The organism is Vibrio tritonius, assembly GCF_001547935.1.
Classification (GTDB): domain Bacteria; phylum Pseudomonadota; class Gammaproteobacteria; order Enterobacterales; family Vibrionaceae; genus Vibrio; species Vibrio tritonius.
Genome location: NZ_AP014636.1, coordinates 1,495,940 through 1,515,064, shown reverse-complemented (window position 1 = coordinate 1,515,064; position 19,125 = coordinate 1,495,940). Strand labels below are relative to the sequence as shown.

Genomic DNA, 19,125 nt, shown 5'->3' with positions numbered 1-19,125 from the left:
TCAACTCAATTGAATTAGGTTAATTTCCACTGTAGAGCCTTTGCTTCACATTCTTTTATAAAGCTATTTTTGTAATCGATGTAAACATCTACATCATTGTTACAAATGGCTGCACCACGTCTTTTTATTTCTCCATATTTACACGCTACATCTGGGAATGCCCTGAGATAATCACGAAACGCGAGATGTCTTTTAGCTTCTGGCGAGTCAGCTAGGAATGCGTGAACCTGATGGGTTCGCTGTATTCCTCCTTTTTGGAAATAACGACGGCCTTTTATTCCACATTCACCCTTCACCAAATACCCCAGTGAAGCCATCTTTTCAGATTCAGAGTCTAAAGCCTCAAGACTGTTCACTTCTAAAAGAATATCGATAATTGCTTTAGCACATAATCCTTTAACTGATGTGCTGCCTATATGATGTATTGCATGAAGATTAGCTGATGTTAAAACAGAACTGAGCAGCTCTTTTTCTTTGGCGAAATCGACTAGCCACTGAGCCTGATAGTCAATGACTTCAATAATTCTTTGGCGCCTCATCCACTCTTGGCAAGCGTCACCCATTGTTAAACCCGCTGAACTTTTCATCCATTGCATGAAATCTCGGTCGAATTTAAATGCCTCGCCAAATTTGGATTTAAAATAGCGACGAACGTTTTGAGTTGTCTTGTAACTATCCGTAATGACTGTACCGTCAACGATATCGTTTTTATGCCAATCAACCTTTGCCAAAGTCTCAGTTCTCCATTTTGTACAACGTGCAGTTCAATTTATACAACGATTGCGCTTCACTATGCCACTACACAGAGCTAACATTTGTACACACATTAAAGTCAGGAGTTACTCATGGACACTAGAATTCAATTTCGTGTTGATGAAGAAACAAAACGCTTAGCCCAACAAATGGCTGAAAGCCAAGGTCGAACTCTTAGTGATGCTTGCCGCGAACTCACCGAACAACTCGCTGAACAGCAACGTAAAGTATTATCCCATGATGCTTGGCTAACTGAACAAGTTAATCTGGCTTTTGATAAACTTGATTCTGAGCGAGCTGTGTTCGTTGAGCATGAATCTGCGAAAAATAGGATGGCTGCACGCAAGGCAAAAATTTCCTATTGAATAGCTGATGCTGTTTCAGAAACTAAAGCAGCAGAAAAATAGAGCCTAAACGATTAATTTTTCTGTTGATTTCTCTCTTTTTCGCTGTTTATTCTTCCACGAGTTTTTTTGTCAAAAATGACAGCGACGAGTCCATAGGATAGTTGTTCAGAACCATTTGACACTTGTAGCCTTGTTTTTCGTAGAAAGGTTTGGCTTGAAAGCTAAGAGTATCAACAAGGGCGGACTTACAACCTTCAGATACGGCATGATCCTCTAACAACTTGAGCAATTTACTACCCACTTGTTTACCCCTTACGGAATCATCAACCCAAAGGAATTTGATAAGCAACCAATTACCCCAGAGGTCAGCAATAATACCACCAACTTTCTTCTCTTCCTTCAGCGCATAATAGCCAACTTGAGAGTGCGAAATGCCTTCCAAGAATGGTGTGTTATGTTTGATTAAACCACAACGAACTTCATTGATATCGCTATCTGACGGTTCGATATCTAGCTTATATTCCATGTATATCCTTGTTTAATTTGACCTAAAACTGCTAACGCTTTGCTAAGCTGCTGCTAACGTAATACCCAGCTCACCGCAAAGCGCCGTAATCACTAAATTTTTTCGAATTGAAAATGTCACGGGCTAGCAGTTGAAGTCGACTTGAACAATTTGTTATCATTTTGTTTTCGCAACAAATGCGTTGACTTGCGAGCGTGTCGTAAAACATTTTTTCTTACCGTCAAAATTGTTAAACAACTGCTGATGAAACTGCCATGAGCTTTTGGATTCTCGTTCTGAGTACTCTGAAGCCCACTGCAATAGCTCGTTAAAGTTTTTCTCTGCCTGTTCTGCATCAAGTTGTTTTGAACTCTCGGAGCCTCTAGCACGAAGAGAACGCTCACACACAGACCAGTCTAAATCCAAAAATAACAGCGTATCAGCGGAATGAATAAGCTGTTCGGCTAAAGCACCAAAGACTCCCTCGACCACCCAACTATGTCGAGACTGTATTCTAACCATTTCACTTTCGATAGCTCCAGCAGAACGCTTTCGGTTGTAGCCTCCTGGTTCCCATACAATCGAGTCTAAATTGATTTTTTCTAACTCAAGCTTTCGGGACAACTGTTCTGATAACCAACTCTTACCTGATCCAGAATTTCCAATGATGAGAATTTTATTCATGTTGCTCCTGCATGCTAACGCTCGCAACAGCAGCAAACTAGGAGCCTAAGCGATTAATTTGTCTGTTGGTTGCTATTGTTAGTTGCTTCTAGCCGTGATCGTACAGTTCGAAATTACCATCGAACCAAAGAACGTAAAAAACATTGTTTTGACGATAACCAACCATAGGTCTCTTTCCATAGAAACGAAAAGCGAGGAAATGATCAACATCAGGAGTAATAAATGGCGGGATGGGTGCTGTTATTGCTGACCTATCTATTTTTTCAAAGCCTAAACCATGCTTAGGCATTTGCTTGATCTCTTTCCACGTTTTATCTTTACGCCTAAAGATCGCTTCAGCGAAAAAAGCTTTGCCTTCTTGGTCTAGGCTTTGAAGACAAAAGTCACCAGATTGTAGTCTTTCTAATGAAAAAATTGGTGGTCTTTCGTCGTAATTAACTGTTACTTCTTGAGCTGAAATCTTTGATTTTGAATTAACTTTTGGTTTCTTAATACTTTTCTTTGCCATCGAAACACTATTCAACCCTAGTATCGAAATAAGACTTCAACTCTTGTTTAGATATTGTTCCACCAGATTTTTCATTTTCAATCCATGGAGATTCTTCATGGGTCATATTTCTAAGTTTCCAAGCACTAAATTGCCCAAAAACGTCAAATATTTCTTCAATGTGCTCCATTTCTGCTTTTGTTAATCTTGTGTGTGGATTGAACTTAACATCTGGAGCGATCGCTTCTTTCCCAAAAGATTTATACTCATGATAAAGTTCAGGGACTACTGGTCCATGAGCCCAAGCTTGTATGTCCTCATGGAAAAGAGGTTCTTCATTGATAGCTAAATAAAAACCCTGAGCATAATAAACAAGTTTCTGAAGCTTAAGATTTGAGATCCCTTCTTCAGCTTCATCGGCTAAGCGAATAAAATACTTAGCGACATCTATTACATCTGCCATACGTTAGCCCTCTTCCAAATAGCTGTACGATTATACAGGTGTTTGTGATTACAACAAGTATAGCTTACAGAAAAATAAAATTTATTTACGTGTCACAAATCTATCTTCTAGCAACTAACAGCGCCTTTTCAGCAGACATTGTCTTTCTAAAAATAATAGATGATACAGACACTAAGTTTGTAACAGATTGAAATCTTGGTCTTAATTCTCTCTACACCAACCAAAGCTAGAGCATATCTGTATTATCGTAAATAAAACTGAGTTCATAATCTTATATCGAAGAAGTGAGGTCAAGAACCGACATCATACTGTTGTCGTAAAGCTTAGGCTTGCGTCCGTCAGGGTAACGATAAAGTCGGTGATTTGAGATGGTTAAGCGGGAGTTGTTGCTGTAAACAAAACAGAAAAAGTAGATAAATTGTAAAAAAACGTTGATGATGGTGTTTCTTTAAACCAATGTGTTGCATAGCGTATTGAGTGCAACCTAAGGAATGACAGTGACAGAAAAGGAATTCTGGAACGACCCTTATCAAACAGAGCTCGTTTCAACCGTAACCTTCGTTGCGGATAATCAAATCACCTTATCGCATACGATTTTTTATGCAGAATCGGGTGGGCAGGAAAGTGATCATGGGACAATGGGTGGTATCGATGTTTTAAAAGCTGAAAAGCAAGGGCTCGATATTGTTTATACCCTTGAACAAGCGCCTTCGTTTGCTGTTGGTAGTACGATTGAAACGCGCATTGATTGGCCTCGTCGTTATGCGTTAATGAAACTGCATTTTGCTGCCGAAGTGGTGCTGGAGTTATTTACTCAGAATTTTTCGATTGAAAAAATCGGCGCGCATATTTCTGCAGACAAAAGCCGCATCGACTTTATTTGGCCGGAGAGTATCTCGCCTTTACTCCCTGATATTGAGGTTAAAGCGCAGCAGATAATTGATGCAGACTTGCCTATCACCAGCGCCTTTTCGGATGAAGCCGCCCAACGTCGCTATTGGCAGGTGGAGAACTTTGCCAAAGTGCCTTGTGGTGGAACCCATTTAAAACGAACCTCAGAACTTGGCCGCATCACTCTCAAGCGCAAAAACCTAGGTAAAGGGAAAGAGCGCGTGGAGATTTTCATCGCAGACTAAATATCTGTTCCTAGTTATGTGCCAATCTGCTCATTAGGTGGATGCTGGTAAGCAGACCCTTTTTGCCATGGATGGCAAAGTGGAGCCCCACGGAAGGGTTTATGCGAGTCTGCGTCCAGCATTTTCCTAAATGACTTATAGTTAGGAACAGGTTATAAATCTCCATTTCAATAAACTAACCCCATGTTAAATGTGGGGGTTGTCTTGCGTGTTAACTTACTTGTCTCTTTGAGCGCAAAATGCTTAGGCTAAAGCTTTCGTCAGCCATTTTTTGTGCACCATTTGATTTGCCTTACCAACCAATACAATCAATATCGCGCCAATTAGCACTGGGGTGATCAGAAAGCTCCAACTTTGACCTGTCAGCATAATCAGCAGTGGATTGGCGCCTGCTGGTGGATGTGTCGTTTTCGTTAGCAGCATTGCACTCACCGCCAGGCCGGTGGCAATCGCTAGTGTCAACGGTGTCACCCCAACAAATACAGTGAAGCAGACGCCAATCAATGCGGTGAGAAAGTGGCCGCAGATAACGTTCTTTGGTTGAGCAAGAGGGCTACTAGGTACACCAAATACTAATACGGTGGTCGCTCCAAACGGTGCCATTAATAGACTGATATTCAGCAGTTCTTCACTCGAAAAGCTCAACAATCCGATGGCTATGGCTGCTCCTACTCCAGCGAGCAGAGAAAATTTTATATGACTCAAAATATGCCTCCAATAAGGTAGACCGATTTGTCTACCTTTATAAAATAGACAAGTCTGTCTACCTGTGTCAAGATAAGTTTAAAGAGAGGAGCTTATGAGCACAAAAAGAGAGTTATTGGTTGATACAGCATTGGATCTGTTTTATCGCTTTGGCGTGAATTCGATTGGGATTAATGAAATCCTAAAATCATCGGGTGTCGCAAAACGTACGCTCTATAGCAATTTTGGGAGCAAAGAGGCGCTGTTGTTGGCAGCGTTGGAACAGCGTCATCGTAATTTTATCGATTGGCTCGGGACGAAGCTTAAATCTGTACATGATGATCGCGCTTTAATTGAAACACTATTTGAAGCATTAGCCAGTTGGTTTGCTAACCATGAACCACAATTGGGAGATTTTCGTGGCTGCTTCTTTATCAATACTGCCGCGGAATTTAGTGATGCTCAATGCGAGATAGCCAAATATTGTCACTCCCATAAGCAGGCGGTTAAGACGCTTATTGAACAGAAGATGTCACAGCCAAACACATTGTTGTTAGAGTCAATTTGTTTGCTTAAGGAAGGCGCAATAGTCAGCGCGTACATGGGCGGAGATATTGAGCAGTTGAAGGAAAATTGCATCGCTATCCTAACCGCGCAACAGGGATGCGAAGTCACGAAGCCTTAATCTGTATTGTCGCAATTGCAGCTAAGGCTTGGTGGTGTTGTTCTTCTCAGCGCTCAAAAACGGGCAGAATAGTTAAGAGAAAAGGCGTTGCCGCTGGCTGAGAAGGAGAGTCCATGCATCACGAAACGAGACAATACCGTACCGGTCACGCAGCCGACGAGATCGTAACCTAAGTCGCTTTCACTAAAGCCGTTATAGGCAATTTCATCTCGGACTTCTTTCGCTAAACCGACGGTCATGCAGGTTGCATTACTGAGTAACAGATTATCGAAATAGATTTGAGAGCCGGCACCGATAATAAAGGAAGCACCTGTGTGTTGAGAATCGTCTCGCTGTGAATACCAGTTATTAGCGTTAGCCGCTGGAGCGATGGCGAAAAGAGAGCTGCACAATACAGTGGTGATTAACGAAGAGATTTTTTTCATCATGAGAATGTCTTTACATATTCCAGTGGTTGCTAATCAAAGAGTTTAGTTGCTAATAGGGTAAAAGGCTACTCACAAATTACTCAACTACTTGAATTTTCTATGTCATTTTGCTTGTTGTATTGATAAATGAAATAAAAAAGCCCACGACACGGCGTGGGCTGAATATGCAAACACAATGGTGCACTTTAAGCGAATTGGCGCTCTACATTATGCAGTTGAGCTTGCTGTTGTTCGACAACCGAACTTAGGTGCGATAGTTGATCACAAACACCGGCAATGCGTTGGCACACCGCATCCATCGACTCTTTTTCTGCGTTCGTGTAAATCACCGCTTGGTCAACATGCGAGCTGATGCGCTCCATTGCAGCCGTGGAAGCGTCTGCTTCTTTAATCACCAATTCGATGCTTTGCTCAATCTTCGAACTTGATGTGCGTGCGCGAGTTGCAAGATTACGCACTTCATCTGCTACCACCGCAAAACCACGGCCTTGTTCGCCCGCACGAGCCGCTTCAATCGCAGCATTTAGCGCTAGCAGGTTGGTTTGGTCAGAAATCTGGTTGATTTCCAACGCCAAATCATTGATGGTTGCAACGCTTTGACCAAGTTTTGATAATTGGCCTTTGAACTGAGTGATGTAATCGGCATCGTCTTTAGTTGCTGCAGCAGATGCTTCCAAATTACGGCAAGCGCCTTGAATATCACTATGAACTACTTGTGATTGGTTCACCGATGTTTGTGTCATCTCGGCCAATTCAGTGGTGGTGTGTTGCAACTCTTGTAATTGGCTCATCGCTTGATCAAGACGCGTTTGGGTCAAACGGCTCTGCTCATTATCCGAGCTTTGCGTTCTATTGATTTCAGATTTTTGGCGTGTTTGCTCTTGTTCTAACTCAGCGATGCGCTGAGCTTGAGAGTCACATTGCGCCAGCAAGGCTTGTAGATCGGTTTCGACTTTTTCTGGGGTCGTTGAGTCATTAAGCTGACCACGGTGTCCCGTTTTCAATTGTGCGGACAATTTACGTTGTAGACGCTGTAACGACTGAGCTAGCGTTTGAGCAGTAAGCAGCGTAGAAATAAAAGCAAGGGCGAAAACGATAGCAAAGTATGTTGCAAGGCTAAATGGCGTGCTGGCGATAGCAAAATGGGCAATTAAAAGGACCAGAACGACAGCATCTAAGGTCAACATTTTACGAAAGATTGGTAGATCAAATAGCATGATACATCCTTATAGTACGACTCATGTCCGGACGACGTATTTTAACGGCTTGATTAAACCAAATAATTGCACGAAAAGACACAAAATTATTCGTTTTCTCAATGGGATACATCTTGTTGCACGAATTATGTGCGCAATATTGAATCCACAATGGCTCGAAGTGGCGGGCGTGAATGGTGTATTAGTGGGGGATTTGTTCAATACTCGTACGTTGTTCTACCATGATCATCATCGTAAGTGAATTCAGGTAGTGCCAACGTACGGTGATTGGTACTATAAGGCGTTACCGAGAACTAAATGAGACCATTGCACATACTGGTCTTCGTTACCTTGAAATAGTTCGGCAATGATAGCAGGGCGTTTTATACCAGATTGGCCGCGCTTAATTGCTTCTCTTATCAATAACACCATGTGCATCTCTTTTGCTAGATTGTGCGGGTTTTGCGGCTGCCAATGGGAAATTTGGTGACTCAACTCACTGACTGACAATTGTGGTCGAAGTTCAATAACCTCTGCTTTTAGCAATTGAGTAAGATGCGTGAAGGTCGGCATTTCTCGAGAGGTTGTTTTTAGACGCTTGATAATTGCTGAGCTAAGATCAGTTGGTTGAACATAACCTGCTTGATGTGGAAATGCTTCTTGCAGACGAACAGAAAAATCGATACGAGTAATTTCTGTATTGGGGAAAAAAGTGAGGGCATTAAGGCACTCAATTGGGATCCAAAATAACTGTCCCGGTTCGACTGAATATTCCACTTTACCCAGACGGCAAAGCATAAGTCCTTGTTCTACCGAAATAAGGCTGTGCTTTGTTGCTCGTTTACGAGATGTCGTTTCCAGTGAAGAGAAATGGCAAGAGTCAGACGAAATCGCGTAGTTCATAGGGTACCTCGTGGAATTAAGGGCGCTAAGATTACCGTTTCTGATGAAAAAAGCCAACTTGAACTGTTACCGTTGGTTTCCTATTCTGGTCAGACCTGTGAATTTATAGGCTTATGATAGCTGCGAGTAATGATGAGTACGCGTAGAATAAGCCAGCTTTTTATTTGATGTACAAAACAATGACAACGACAACACAAGATCCTTATGCTGAAATTCGTCCTTACCATGACGATGAAATACCTGCTGCGATTAGCAGGCTGATTAACGATGAAGAGTTTATCTCTGCAATATTACAACATCGTTTCGAGCGCCAACCTAGTTGGGTAAAATCTTTAATGAGCCCGTTCGTTAAAGCGTATTTAAAATTTAAATGGGCAAAATTGACTTCTGTGGATGCAATCCAGATGGAAGTAAAGAAGTACATGGATCTGAGTTTAGAGCACACCACTAAAGGTGTGACCTACACAGGACTGGATAAATTAGACAAAAACACCGCTTATCTATTTATCTCTAACCACCGTGATATTGCGATGGATCCAGCTTTGGTGAACTATGGACTGTATACCCATGGTCACCGCACTGTACGTATCGCCATTGGCGATAACTTGCTGCGCAAGCCTTGTGCTACTGAATTAATGAAGTTGAACAAAAGTTTCATTGTGAAGCGTTCGGCAAAAGGGCCGCGTGAAATGATGAAAGCGTTAGGGACACTTTCTGCGTACATTAAGCACTCGTTAGATACCAATAACTCTATTTGGATTGCACAAAAAGAAGGTCGTGCGAAAGACGGTAATGACTTTACCGATCCTGCGATTTTGAAAATGTTCCATGTTGAAGGTCGTAAGCAAAAGATCGATTTTGCCGATTACACTCGCATGCTAAAAATCGTACCTGTGTCAATCTCTTACGAGAACGATCCTTGTGATATTGCTAAAGCTCGCGAACTTTACGAAAAAGCGACCAAAGGCGCTTATGAGAAAGGTGAGTTTGAGGATATCGAGAGCATTATTCAAGGTATCGTGGGTGACAAAGGCCGTATTCATGTGGCGTTTGGTGATGTGATTGATCAGGGGTTTGAAACGCCAGAAGCATTAGCTCAAGAAATTGACCGCCAAATCCATGATCATTACAAACTCTATCCTATTAACTTGCTGGCTGCCGGTGAACATCACGATGACATCACGCCAGAGGTTAAGGCAGTACTTGCTAACAAATTGGCTGAATTGCCAAAAGATGCACACAAGTATTTGCTTGATAGCTATGCCAACCCGGTTCGTAATCTAAGTTAATCGGTTAAAAATATAAGTTAATTGGCGTGATTTAGCTTTGTGATTAAAAAAGGAGAAAGACTATTTCTCCTTTTTTTATGCGTGTCAATTAGGGAGCGACAGCTCCCCCAAGGACTAAATTGGTTGGCCATTGGCTGATACGATTACCACCAAGATAGATATTGCCCTTCACGGTGAGATTGGGTGGGAAAGTCGTGATTTTTGAGCCTCCGATATAGAGGTTGCCATCGACAACCAACCTATCAGGTAATTCGGTTAATGGTGTACGAATGACACTTAAATCCCCTTTGACTTTTAAGCGGGGTGGCAAGCGCATCAATGGGGTGTCGGTAAAGTTAAGATAACCACCGACTTTGATGCCACGTGGCCAGTTAGTTATTTTGCTGCCTAATAGGTTCGCATAACCACGAATCGTCACACTTTTGGCTACTTTTACCAAAGCGCTGTTAGAGGCATCTAAACTGCCTAGTATCTGAATACCATCCGGCAACTTTTTCATAGGGGAATTGGCGATATTTAGATTGCCTTTAATCTCTAGCCCTGGAGGGAGACCTGTGAACGGTTTATTACGTAAATCTAAATTGCCGTAATTATCGAGATAATTCAGTAGGTGATTTTGATCGAGAGGTACTGCGTAGGCTGATAGAGTGCCACACATCATTATGATCATCAGTAAGTTACGTAACATGCCTACGATTCTCTGCTTATTTTTGCGTTGGTATTGATAGTATCAGTTACATAGCGGTACAAGCTATTTAGAAAAATTATATACCTAAATGACCTCAAGATGCAGACTTCAGAGCTTCATCAACGAGTACAGGTCAAGCTCAATGACGGTTATAAGCTTAATACAAAAAAGCGAGCAATGGCTCGCTTTAACTCGTGTTCGTTGTGGAATGGGGGCTGAGCTTCCCTCTCCAATACCTATTTGATATGACGCTAGAAGCGTAAGAAATCTTATTTAGCGAGTGAACGAGAACGAAGTTCGAAGATGATTTTTTCTGCACTTACTTCGAATTTGAAACGAGCGTGAAGCTCTTTCGCATCGTCAGCGAGTGGAGAAATTTCATGTTCAACGTTTTTATTCACTTGTTGAGCTAGCAGGACATACTTTTCAAATTCGCCGAGGAGGACATCTTTGCTTTCGCCAAAGATTGACACTTCTGCAACTTCGTCACCTTCACCGATGACGTAGCCCATTTCGCCAGCGCAACCACAGGCTTCACATACTTCTTTTTCTACGCAGCTTTCGTTACTCATCTCGTTATCCTCATACAAAAAACAAGGGTATTTTACCGCTCATCCCTAAATAAGCCAAATTAAACCCTCAGTTAATCAACTTGGTTTACCGTCATTCATCAGGTAAATAAAAGCTTCCAATACGAGACTGGTTTCTTATAATGTGATGTTTATCAATGTATCAGTAACGAGACGACCGATATATTGGCACATATTATCTGTGTAACACAAAATCGGTATAAAACAGAAACACTCATAACTCTTTCTAATGGATGATTTTTTCATAAATGTGCAAAGTAACAGTATGTGTCCCCTTAAAGGACATGCTATTCAATTAGATTTATTGACACATTTGTAACAAAGTGAGTTGATAACGCTTTTTATGTGTAACTGAGCGCATATTTCACTAATCCATGTTGACTAGAAATATTCATGGGAGTTAAGTATTTGTGATTATGTTTTTTCGGTAATTTTTAAAGATATATAAGTAGAGCCCATAAGATGCCAAAACGTAGTAAAGAAGATACTGAAGTCACGATCCAAAAGATCATGGATGCTGTAGTGGATCAATTAATTAGGCTGGGTTATGACAAGATGTCATATACCACTTTGAGCCAGCAAACAGGGATTTCACGTACCGGGATTAGCCACCACTTCCCAAAAAAAACGGATTTTGCATCAGCCTTAGATAACCGCATTTTCAAGATGATGGTAACTCACCTGGAATTTAACCAAGGTATTGAGGTATTTAGTGAAAGCTGGAGTTCAGCGCTGAAAAATTCAGAGTTTTTGGCCATTTTGCGTTTGCTTTTTCATCATATTGTAACGGCAGAGCGCGCCAATGAATTTTCTCATCATGCCTTAGAGCGTTTATATAAGCTCACTAAGCAAAATTTCGGTGAAGGGTGTGATAGCCAAATCGAGCGACTGATTGGTAAATCACTGGTAGTAATGAGCAATGCTTAGTCCTTATTTTTAGTCACATACCTTAATTATAGGTTATGGTTACGCGGGGCAGCGCGATAGCTAGAAAAGACGACTTAGCTACAAGCAAAAATTGAAGAGGCTTACGACACATAGCGTAAGCCTCTTTTCTTTGTTGGTCGCATTGCCGCCTAAAGCGGCAGAACAACCGGATGCCCCATGGTAGGGTGCGCGATAATTTGGGTGTGATAGCCATAAAGTGCTTCTATGGTTTCTGGTGTTAACACCTGCCAAGGAGTGCCTTGCTGAAAAATACGCCCCTGATGTAAGGTCAATAAACGGTCACCATATTGAGCCGCCAAATTGAGATCATGCAACACCACCACCACGCAATAATTCTGTTCATGGGCCAACTGGTGAGCTAAGCGTAATGTTTGATGTTGGTGTTCTGGGTCGAGAGCAGACGTTGGCTCATCAAGCAGCAGAATGGCTTGTTGCTCAGCTTGGTGCAGTTGCAGCAGGACGCGCGCCATATGAATACGCTGTTTTTCTCCCCCAGATAAGGTCGGGTAAAGGCGAGAACGTAAATGCTGCGTGTGAGTAAGCTCGCTGTAATGCTGCGCTTGTTGGCGACACTCTTTGCGAGAGAGAGCAAGCGGAGTCGAGCCAAGTTCAATCACTTCTTGCGCGGTAAAAGGAAAGCTAAGTGTGCTTTGCTGCGGTAATAGTGCCATATGTTGAGCAAGTTTATTCGCAGACCACTCTTTTTGTCCAAAATAGTGGATTTCGCCTGTCGCGAGTTGTTCACCAGCAAGGCATTTCAATAGGGTACTTTTCCCTGCTCCATTGGGGCCAAGTAATACCGTCAATTCACCTCGTTCTAACTCAAAAGAAATATCTTGCAGTAGCGACTTGCCAGCCAACGTGTAGGAGAGTTGGGCGACCGTAAGGGCACAAACAGAATTCACAGGGTGCGTCCTTTTTGTTGAAGCAAAAGATAAAGGAAGAAAGGCGCGCCAACCAAAGCCGTAATAATGCCAATTGGCAATTCAGCGGGGGCAACTGCGACCCGAGCAACCATGTCCGCTACGGTGAGCAGCAGAGCACCAAGGCATGTTGATACCGGAATAAGATTGCGATGGTCTGGGCCAACGAGCATGCGACCTAAATGTGGCACAACTAAACCTACAAATCCGATAAGTCCCGCGGCACTTACCGTTACGCCAACACCAATAGCACTGAGCAAAATAAGCTCACGTTTTAGTGGTTGGACGGCAATGCCAAGGTATTTCGCTTCGGTCTCTCCTAGCAAAAGGGCATTTAGCGCGCGAGCTCTCCAGATGAAAAAGCCGAGTAACAGTAACAATACAACGGCGCATAACACAATGTTGTGCCACGTTGCACCCGCCAATGATCCCATTGACCAAAGGGTAAGATCACGCAGCATTTGATCATCTGCCGCGTAATTGAGATAACCAATGGCGGCGCCACTTAATGCGCTCACGGCAATGCCTGCCAGTAACATAATCGTGATCGATGTGCCGTGACGTGCTGTCCCCAGCCGGTAGACGATAACGGTGGTCAATGCGCCGCCAAGAAAAGCGCATACTGGAAGCAAAGTGGATACTAACCAAGAGGGAATAAAGCTGCTACTGCCAAAAATGACTATGGCACAGGCTGCGCCAAGTGATGCCCCCGAAGAAACGCCAATAATGCCAGGCTCTGCCAGTGGGTTACGAAACAGCCCCTGCATGACCGTGCCGCATAGGGCTAAAATAGCACCAACCAACACACACAATAGAGTGCGTGGGAGCCGCACTGTGTGAATCACCAAATCCACCGGTTGACTGATGTTTGCTGAAGGAAACAATAGCGTGTTTAAGCTGGTGGCGAACGTAATGTCCATAGGGCCAACGGTGATTGATGAGATCATCAACACTGCAAGCAATAACACCATGCTGACTATGATGAGCGGTAAAGGGGCTGAACGCAGCACGATTAGTTGGCCTCAAGGTACAGTTGTTTTTGCAGCGCGACCGCTTGTTTAAGGCTATTAAGGCCCAATCCACCAACAAGTGCGTGGCCATCAATGGTATAAATCCGTTTATGGATACCTGCAGGCGTTGCAGCCAACGTAGGTAACGCTTTTAAAATCGCGTCAGCGCCGCCCATTTGTGCAAAACTGCGACCGCTGACTAGCACCACATCTGGCTGCATTTCAATAAGCGCCTCTTTGGAAAGAGGTTTATATGATTGAACGGCATCGGCGGCAGGGTTGACGGCACCTGCTAAGGAGATAATTGCGTCTGGGACTGTACCACTACCAGCGACATTCGCTGCTCGGCCCTCATGAATTAATACAAACAACACCTTCTTCTTTTGAGTTGGGGTACCTGATTGCAATTGGGCTAAGGTTTGGATGACTTGCTGTTTAAGCTGGTTCGCCTGTTCTTCTTTGTGGAGTACTTTGCCCAATTGAACGATACGATCAATTAACCCTTGGCTAGTATTACCTGTGTCTAATACGGTGACTTTGACGCCAGCTTGGCGTAGCTGATTGAGTGTGGTGTCTGGCCCCATTTCAGTTGAGCCAATAAGCTGGGTAGGTTGGAGTGCTAAAATGCCTTCGGTTGCCAACTGACGATGGTAACCAATGTGAGGAAGTTGGGCGGTATCGCGGTTAATACTGGTCACATCCACCCCAACCAAATCTTGTTTATCACCTAAATCGAGGATCAGTTCGGTAACGGCACTGCCGGCACTTACTATGCGTTCTTGAGCCATAAGGCTGGGGGCAAAAAAGCTCGCACATAACGAAACGATCAGGGCTGGGTGGAAGGTGACTTTCATTATTTATCTCTTAAATTATCGGTGATGAGGCGTTCTGGTCGACAACATACTCAGGGCGAAATTGAACGCACTGAATGAAAGAGAGAGTATCTGACATTATCTAAATAAGATCAATTATCAATTGCATTCTCATTTGCATCTATTTATGATCCTTACATCTGCTTTTCATGGCAGTTTACTGCCCTTGCCTGAGATATCGTTATGCTCGACTTAAGCCTTTTTGACCAACATGTGATTGGTCAGGATACGGAAGATCCGTTACGTTTTGCCTTTACTGCCAAGCGTGGTGCTCACGCTGCTGGTGGCGTCCGACCTGTTGCACCGCCACAACAAGGTACAGTTTGGCAAAATATCACTCAAGAATCAGGAGCTATAGCGTCTTCGCGCCAGCGCTGTCTCTATATTCACATTCCGTTTTGTCGGGTACGTTGTACTTTTTGCAACTTTTTCCAAAACGCAGCTAGCCGTCAGTTAGTAGATCGCTATTTTGCTGCTCTTGTCAGCGAAATTAAGCTCAAGGCGGCCTTGCCTTGGACTCAAGCTGGTGAGTTTCATGCAGTGTATGTCGGGGGTGGAACTCCGACCGATCTAAGTGCGGATCAAATTCAGCAGCTAGGCGAACTGATTCGTTCTCATTTTCCTCTCACGGGAGATTGCGAAATTACCCTAGAAGGGCGGATTAATCGCTTTAGCGACGAGACCTTTTACAAAGCGCTAGCGGGTGGTTTCAATCGCTTCTCCTTTGGTGTACAGAGCTTTAATACGCAAGTTCGACGCGCGGCGAAACGCCTTGATGAGCGTGAAACGGTATTGGAGCGCCTCACTGATTTGAGTTCCACTCAACTGGCGCCGATTGTGATTGACTTACTATACGGTTTACCTCATCAAACCTTGGATATTTTTGAACAAGACCTCCAAGATTACATGGCTACTGGTGCACATGGCATCGACTTGTATCAGCTGATGGTTGGCGGTGATGCGCCTATGCTCAATTTGGTGGAAAAAGGACGTTTACCAGCCCCCGCTACCACACCTTATAAAGCGAGCATGTTTGCTTTGGGCGTGGAGTTCTTCGATAAGCACCATTTAAAAACCTTGAGTGTGAACCACTGGGCGAGAGACAACCGCGAGCGCAGTCAGTACAACAGCTTGGCAAAAACATACGCTGAGGTATTACCGATTGGATGTGGCGCTGGTGGTAATTTGGGTGGCTACACCTTAATGCAGCATCGCCAACTGGATAAATACATGGAAGCGATGGAAGCGAAGCAGATGCCCATCGCGATGATGTTTAGTCAGCACCCACTAGAACCTATGTTTGCGACGCTAAAATCGGGTTTCGATGCTGGAGTATTACGTCGTTCAGATTATCAAACTCTTGGATTAGAAGACGCTTTTGAGTATCTAACCCCCCTGTTTGAACGCTGGCAAAACCTAGGATTAGTCACGATTGAGCCGGATTACATTGTTGCGACGTTGGCCGGTCGTTTTTGGTCTGTGACATTAGCTCAGGCCTGTATTGAAGTGCTGTCACATCAGACAGAGAAATTAAAAATCGCATAATCCTAAAAGGAAATGACCATGCAAGTATTACGGCAAAAAATCACCCAACTGATGACGGATGAGCCCAATTTGCTGCCTGGAGACATGGCGATTCGCCTTGGGGTCAGTGAATATGACGTCGTTTGTGCTTTCCCGCACGAAATGGTGTCGGTTATGCCAGCTAAAGAAGCTCAATCTTTACTGGAAACCATTGCTCAGTGGGGCCCGGTAACGGTTATTGTCCAATCTGGTGGCTCTATTTTCGAAGTTAAAGCACCGTTACCACGCGGGAAAGTTGCTCGCGGTTACTACAATTTGATGGGCGAGGAAGGGCAGCTTTACGGCCATTTGAAATTGGATGCGATGGCTTATATCGCTTTGTTAAGTCGCCCATTCATGGGTAAGGAGAGCCACTACTTTGGGTTTTTCTCGAAACAAGGGGATTCGATTTTTAAAATCTATCTTGGGCGTGATGAACAGCGTCGTCTGTTCCCAGAGCAAGTAGAAAAATTTATTCAATTAAAACAAAAATATCAGTCATTAGATGAGGAATAGTGTATGGATCCAAAAGTAAAGCAGGAGCGACTACAAAGCCGCTTAGAGCCAGAGATTCAAGCCTTTCGCCAAGAGCGCCGCACCCTGCAATTAGCCACTGTGGATGCCGAAGGACGACCTAACGTTAGCTACGCGCCGTTTGTACAAAATCAACATGGTTACTTTGTCCTGATTTCTCATATTGCGAAACATGCACGTAACTTAGATGTGAATCCGAATGTGTCACTGATGATGATTGAAGATGAAGGCGAAGCAGGGCAGATTTACGCCCGCAAACGTCTGACCTTTGATGCAACCGCACAGCTAGTTGAACGTGAAACAGCGCTTTGGGTTCAAGTAATTGGACAGATGCAAGCTCGCTTTGGTGACATCATTGATAACCTCTCCCAATTGAAAGACTTTACCCTCTATCAGTTGACGGTTAATCAAGGCTTGTATGTGAAGGGATTTGGTCAAGCGTACCAAGTTTCTGGTGATGATATGGTGGATGTTGTTCACCTTGATGAAGGTCACCAACCGCTGTCTAGCGTTTCTTAGCTTCTTAGTCTCCCAGCTTTTTGGTGGGGGACTTATCATTTTTTGAATACTTGTTACCTTTAATTGGTAAAAGCCCCCAACCTGACTACGATATAGTTAGCATCTCTCATATTCGACAGCTCTCAATCCTCCATTCTTTGAGAAGTGTATACAAGAACGAATACTAAAAATGCATTTGGCTTGGTTTAGAACATTGAGGTGTGATTCTCTGTATTTGAGAATCGCGATTCATGAATTTACAGGACGATAACATGCTAAAAATGCTGACTATTCGAGCACAGATTGGGCTTGCGCTCTTGCTGCTCACACTCTTCTTGCTCTGTGTAAGTGTACTTAATTACATGGCGGTTAAGAGCCTTGATAGTTCAATAAATCTCTTTGCTAGTCGGTTAATGGTGGCGCAAAGTGCAGTAATCAATGCTGACCGAGATCTATACCAAGCACTGAAAGGCCAGCAAGACGCGATTATTTTTAAGCGAGAAGTGTTAGATGATGCTAAAGCATCATTTGATGAAAATGCTCAACAAGCCTATGACCGTATGCACAAATATCTAAAGTTATTGGAACAATACCCTAATATGATTGGGCAGTTCGAAAACTTTGATACTGTCTTTTCAGAGTGGCGTAATGAGGCTGACCAAGTTTTTTCACTAATCAAAAATGGTGAAGACGCTAAGGCCGTTGCGGTTTTTGCTGTTTCAGTTAAACATTTTGGAACCTTACGCGACCAATATGATAAAGCGGGAGAGTTACTGGATGCGAGAGCTAAGGAAATACATGCGCAAGCGTCTAAATTAGCATTGACACGGGAGTATTGGACAACGGGTATATCCGTGCTCTCAGTCGTTATTGGTTTAATCATGCTACTTGTTATTCCTAATTCTATCGTGAAATCAATCACCGCGATTCGTAATGTGGTTGATGATATTGTGAAAGGAAAAGGAGACCTAGTGAGTCGTTTACCTGCGGACTCGAATAATGAGCTCGGACAGCTTAGCCAGAGTATGAACCAGTTACTGGACCAGCTACAAACACTAATCAGTGGTGTGCTTAACGACGTAAAAACACTGAATAGCGACAGTCAATCGTTACAGTCTGTCTCCGATCAAACGCGGAAAATTAGTGAAAGGCAGCAGAATCATCTAGCAAAAATGTTTACGTCTTTTGAGCAAATTAACCAAGCAGTACAGGATATTTCATCCAGTGCTCAGCACACTTCGGCTAAGAGTGAAGAAGCGAAGCAAGCGGCCTATGAAGGCCAAAAATTGATTGATTCCAACCGTAACCTGAATAGCCAACTAGCGAATAGTGTCAATTCTGCCGCTGAACGAATTGCTTCTCTAGCGGCTGATACAGACAAAATAACCTCTGTATTGGACATTATTAGTGGCATCGCGGATCAAACTAACTTACTGGCGCTGAACGCGGCAATTGAAGCAGCTCGAGCAGGCGAGCAAGGTCGTGGTTTTGCAGTGGTAGCTGATGAAGTTCGCACCTTAGCTCAGCGTACTCAAGCGTCTACGGAAGATATACAAAGTATGGTCGGTGGGCTCATTGATGGCGTGAAAGAGACGCAACAAGCTATGTCTAGTGGAAGCGATCTAATGACTAAATCAGTCAGTATGACTGATGAGGTGAGTGGTGCGTTTACTCATATTCAAGATTTGGTTGCTACCGTTCAAGATATGAACTTACAGGTAGCGACGGCGACTGAGCAACAAAGCTTGGTTGTCAGTGATGTGCATGCGAGTGTGTCCGATTTGCAAGGGCTTGTTGAAGAGTCTCGCCAAGCATCAACCAAGGTGGCCGACTCTGGTAATGTCGTGACCACAATTGCGCGTACCATGCTTCAGCGTATGACTCAATTTAAAGTGTAACACTTGAATTTAATGAAAAGCTCACCATCGTGGTGAGCTTT

23 protein-coding genes and 1 pseudogene are annotated in these 19,125 nt (G+C 43.5%); 9 read left to right on the top strand and 15 right to left on the bottom strand.

What is annotated here, in order from left to right:
• Window positions 1-14: 14 nt before the first annotated feature.
• Together JCM16456_RS22050 and JCM16456_RS24095 are read right to left on the bottom strand one after the other, a co-directional pair.
• Window positions 15-539 (bottom strand): GrpB family protein, encoded by a 525-nt coding sequence (locus tag JCM16456_RS22050; protein WP_068719126.1) that lies wholly within the window; start codon window positions 537-539, stop codon window positions 15-17.
• A pseudogene (locus JCM16456_RS24095) lies at window positions 531-731 on the bottom strand (DUF6434 domain-containing protein); the annotation flags it as partial. The pseudogene JCM16456_RS24095 and the gene JCM16456_RS22050, both read right to left, overlap by 9 nt.
• Before the next feature lie 114 nt (window positions 732-845).
• Here JCM16456_RS24095 and JCM16456_RS22045 point away from each other — a divergent pair.
• Window positions 846-1,118, top strand: a complete 273-nt coding sequence (locus JCM16456_RS22045; protein ID WP_068718529.1) for a type II toxin-antitoxin system TacA family antitoxin — start codon at window positions 846-848, stop codon at window positions 1,116-1,118.
• Between the two features lie 88 nt (window positions 1,119-1,206).
• Here JCM16456_RS22045 and JCM16456_RS22040 read toward each other — a convergent pair whose 3' ends face one another.
• The 4 genes from JCM16456_RS22040 to JCM16456_RS22025 form a co-directional block, all read right to left on the bottom strand.
• Complete coding sequence (locus JCM16456_RS22040; protein ID WP_068718527.1) at window positions 1,207-1,626, bottom strand: GNAT family N-acetyltransferase; 420 nt, start codon at window positions 1,624-1,626, stop codon at window positions 1,207-1,209.
• Window positions 1,627-1,782: 156 nt separating this feature from the next.
• Window positions 1,783-2,289 carry a P-loop NTPase family protein gene (locus tag JCM16456_RS22035; RefSeq protein ID WP_068718525.1) on the bottom strand — a complete coding sequence of 169 codons (507 nt, stop codon included), beginning with the start codon at window positions 2,287-2,289 and terminating at the stop codon, window positions 1,783-1,785.
• Window positions 2,290-2,377: 88 nt separating this feature from the next.
• Window positions 2,378-2,797, bottom strand: a complete 420-nt coding sequence (locus JCM16456_RS22030; protein ID WP_068718523.1) for a hypothetical protein — start codon at window positions 2,795-2,797, stop codon at window positions 2,378-2,380.
• A gap of 7 nt (window positions 2,798-2,804) precedes the next feature.
• Entirely contained in the window at window positions 2,805-3,239 is a 435-nt protein-coding gene (locus JCM16456_RS22025) for a Panacea domain-containing protein (RefSeq protein WP_068718521.1), read from the bottom strand.
• A gap of 497 nt (window positions 3,240-3,736) precedes the next feature.
• On the opposite strand from JCM16456_RS22025, the gene JCM16456_RS22020 reads away from it, so the two are divergent.
• Window positions 3,737-4,375 (top strand): alanyl-tRNA editing protein, encoded by a 639-nt coding sequence (locus JCM16456_RS22020; protein WP_068718519.1) that lies wholly within the window; start codon window positions 3,737-3,739, stop codon window positions 4,373-4,375.
• Window positions 4,376-4,618: 243 nt separating this feature from the next.
• Here JCM16456_RS22020 and JCM16456_RS22015 read toward each other — a convergent pair whose 3' ends face one another.
• Complete coding sequence (locus JCM16456_RS22015) at window positions 4,619-5,080, bottom strand: HPP family protein (protein ID WP_068718517.1); 462 nt, start codon at window positions 5,078-5,080, stop codon at window positions 4,619-4,621.
• 94 nt (window positions 5,081-5,174) lie between these two features.
• Here JCM16456_RS22015 and JCM16456_RS22010 point away from each other — a divergent pair, with 94 nt between their 5' ends.
• On the top strand, window positions 5,175-5,744 hold the full coding sequence (locus JCM16456_RS22010; protein WP_068718515.1) for a TetR/AcrR family transcriptional regulator: 570 nt from the start codon (window positions 5,175-5,177) through the stop codon (window positions 5,742-5,744).
• A 53-nt stretch (window positions 5,745-5,797) separates the two neighbouring features.
• Here the strand turns inward: JCM16456_RS22010 and JCM16456_RS22005 are convergent, their stop codons facing one another.
• The 3 genes from JCM16456_RS22005 to JCM16456_RS21995 all read right to left on the bottom strand — a co-directional run bounded on the left by JCM16456_RS22005 (window position 5,798) and on the right by JCM16456_RS21995 (window position 8,271).
• Window positions 5,798-6,172, bottom strand: coding sequence for a hypothetical protein (locus tag JCM16456_RS22005; RefSeq protein WP_068718513.1), 375 nt, complete (start codon window positions 6,170-6,172; stop codon window positions 5,798-5,800).
• A gap of 185 nt (window positions 6,173-6,357) precedes the next feature.
• Window positions 6,358-6,915: a methyl-accepting chemotaxis protein gene (locus tag JCM16456_RS24525; protein WP_408068396.1), complete on the bottom strand. Its 558-nt coding sequence runs from the start codon at window positions 6,913-6,915 to the stop codon at window positions 6,358-6,360.
• A gap of 747 nt (window positions 6,916-7,662) precedes the next feature.
• The gene (locus JCM16456_RS21995) at window positions 7,663-8,271 is read right to left on the bottom strand and encodes an AraC family transcriptional regulator (RefSeq protein WP_068718509.1); all 609 of its coding nucleotides are present in this window, start codon (window positions 8,269-8,271) and stop codon (window positions 7,663-7,665) included.
• 167 nt (window positions 8,272-8,438) lie between these two features.
• Between JCM16456_RS21995 and JCM16456_RS21990 the strand changes: the two genes are divergently transcribed.
• Window positions 8,439-9,560 carry a 1-acyl-sn-glycerol-3-phosphate acyltransferase gene (locus tag JCM16456_RS21990; protein ID WP_156430626.1) on the top strand — a complete coding sequence of 374 codons (1,122 nt, stop codon included), beginning with the start codon at window positions 8,439-8,441 and terminating at the stop codon, window positions 9,558-9,560.
• Between the two features lie 88 nt (window positions 9,561-9,648).
• On the opposite strand, the gene JCM16456_RS21985 is transcribed toward JCM16456_RS21990, so the two are convergent.
• Window positions 9,649-10,218, bottom strand: coding sequence for a hypothetical protein (locus JCM16456_RS21985; protein ID WP_408068395.1), 570 nt, complete (start codon window positions 10,216-10,218; stop codon window positions 9,649-9,651).
• Window positions 10,219-10,517: 299 nt separating this feature from the next.
• A complete protein-coding gene (locus JCM16456_RS21980) occupies window positions 10,518-10,820 on the bottom strand; it encodes a DUF406 family protein (protein ID WP_068718505.1) in 303 nt (100 codons plus the stop codon).
• Window positions 10,821-11,300: 480 nt separating this feature from the next.
• On the opposite strand from JCM16456_RS21980, the gene JCM16456_RS21975 reads away from it, so the two are divergent.
• Window positions 11,301-11,765 carry a TetR family transcriptional regulator gene (locus tag JCM16456_RS21975; RefSeq protein ID WP_068718503.1) on the top strand — a complete coding sequence of 155 codons (465 nt, stop codon included), beginning with the start codon at window positions 11,301-11,303 and terminating at the stop codon, window positions 11,763-11,765.
• Between the two features lie 149 nt (window positions 11,766-11,914).
• Here JCM16456_RS21975 and JCM16456_RS21970 read toward each other — a convergent pair whose 3' ends face one another.
• From JCM16456_RS21970 to JCM16456_RS21960, 3 genes are read right to left on the bottom strand one after another with little or no spacing between them, the layout of a single operon-like run.
• A complete protein-coding gene (locus tag JCM16456_RS21970) occupies window positions 11,915-12,691 on the bottom strand; it encodes a heme ABC transporter ATP-binding protein (protein WP_068718501.1) in 777 nt (258 codons plus the stop codon).
• Entirely contained in the window at window positions 12,688-13,680 is a 993-nt protein-coding gene (locus JCM16456_RS21965; RefSeq protein ID WP_068719122.1) for a FecCD family ABC transporter permease, read from the bottom strand. Before JCM16456_RS21965 ends, JCM16456_RS21970 begins: the two co-directional genes overlap by 4 nt.
• 41 nt (window positions 13,681-13,721) lie before the next feature.
• Window positions 13,722-14,573 carry a heme/hemin ABC transporter substrate-binding protein gene (locus tag JCM16456_RS21960; protein ID WP_068718499.1) on the bottom strand — a complete coding sequence of 284 codons (852 nt, stop codon included), beginning with the start codon at window positions 14,571-14,573 and terminating at the stop codon, window positions 13,722-13,724.
• 201 nt (window positions 14,574-14,774) lie between these two features.
• Between JCM16456_RS21960 and hutW the strand changes: the two genes are divergently transcribed.
• The 4 genes from hutW (at window position 14,775) to JCM16456_RS21940 (ending at window position 19,084) form a co-directional block, all read left to right on the top strand.
• Window positions 14,775-16,136, top strand: a complete 1,362-nt coding sequence (hutW, locus tag JCM16456_RS21955) for a heme anaerobic degradation radical SAM methyltransferase ChuW/HutW (RefSeq protein ID WP_068718497.1) — start codon at window positions 14,775-14,777, stop codon at window positions 16,134-16,136.
• 18 nt (window positions 16,137-16,154) lie between these two features.
• Complete coding sequence (gene hutX / locus JCM16456_RS21950; RefSeq protein ID WP_068718495.1) at window positions 16,155-16,670, top strand: heme utilization cystosolic carrier protein HutX; 516 nt, start codon at window positions 16,155-16,157, stop codon at window positions 16,668-16,670.
• Window positions 16,671-16,673: 3 nt separating this feature from the next.
• Window positions 16,674-17,207, top strand: coding sequence for a heme utilization protein HutZ (gene hutZ, locus JCM16456_RS21945; RefSeq protein WP_068718493.1), 534 nt, complete (start codon window positions 16,674-16,676; stop codon window positions 17,205-17,207).
• 230 nt (window positions 17,208-17,437) lie between these two features.
• Complete coding sequence (locus tag JCM16456_RS21940) at window positions 17,438-19,084, top strand: methyl-accepting chemotaxis protein (RefSeq protein WP_082712414.1); 1,647 nt, start codon at window positions 17,438-17,440, stop codon at window positions 19,082-19,084.
• Window positions 19,085-19,125 lie beyond the last annotated feature (41 nt).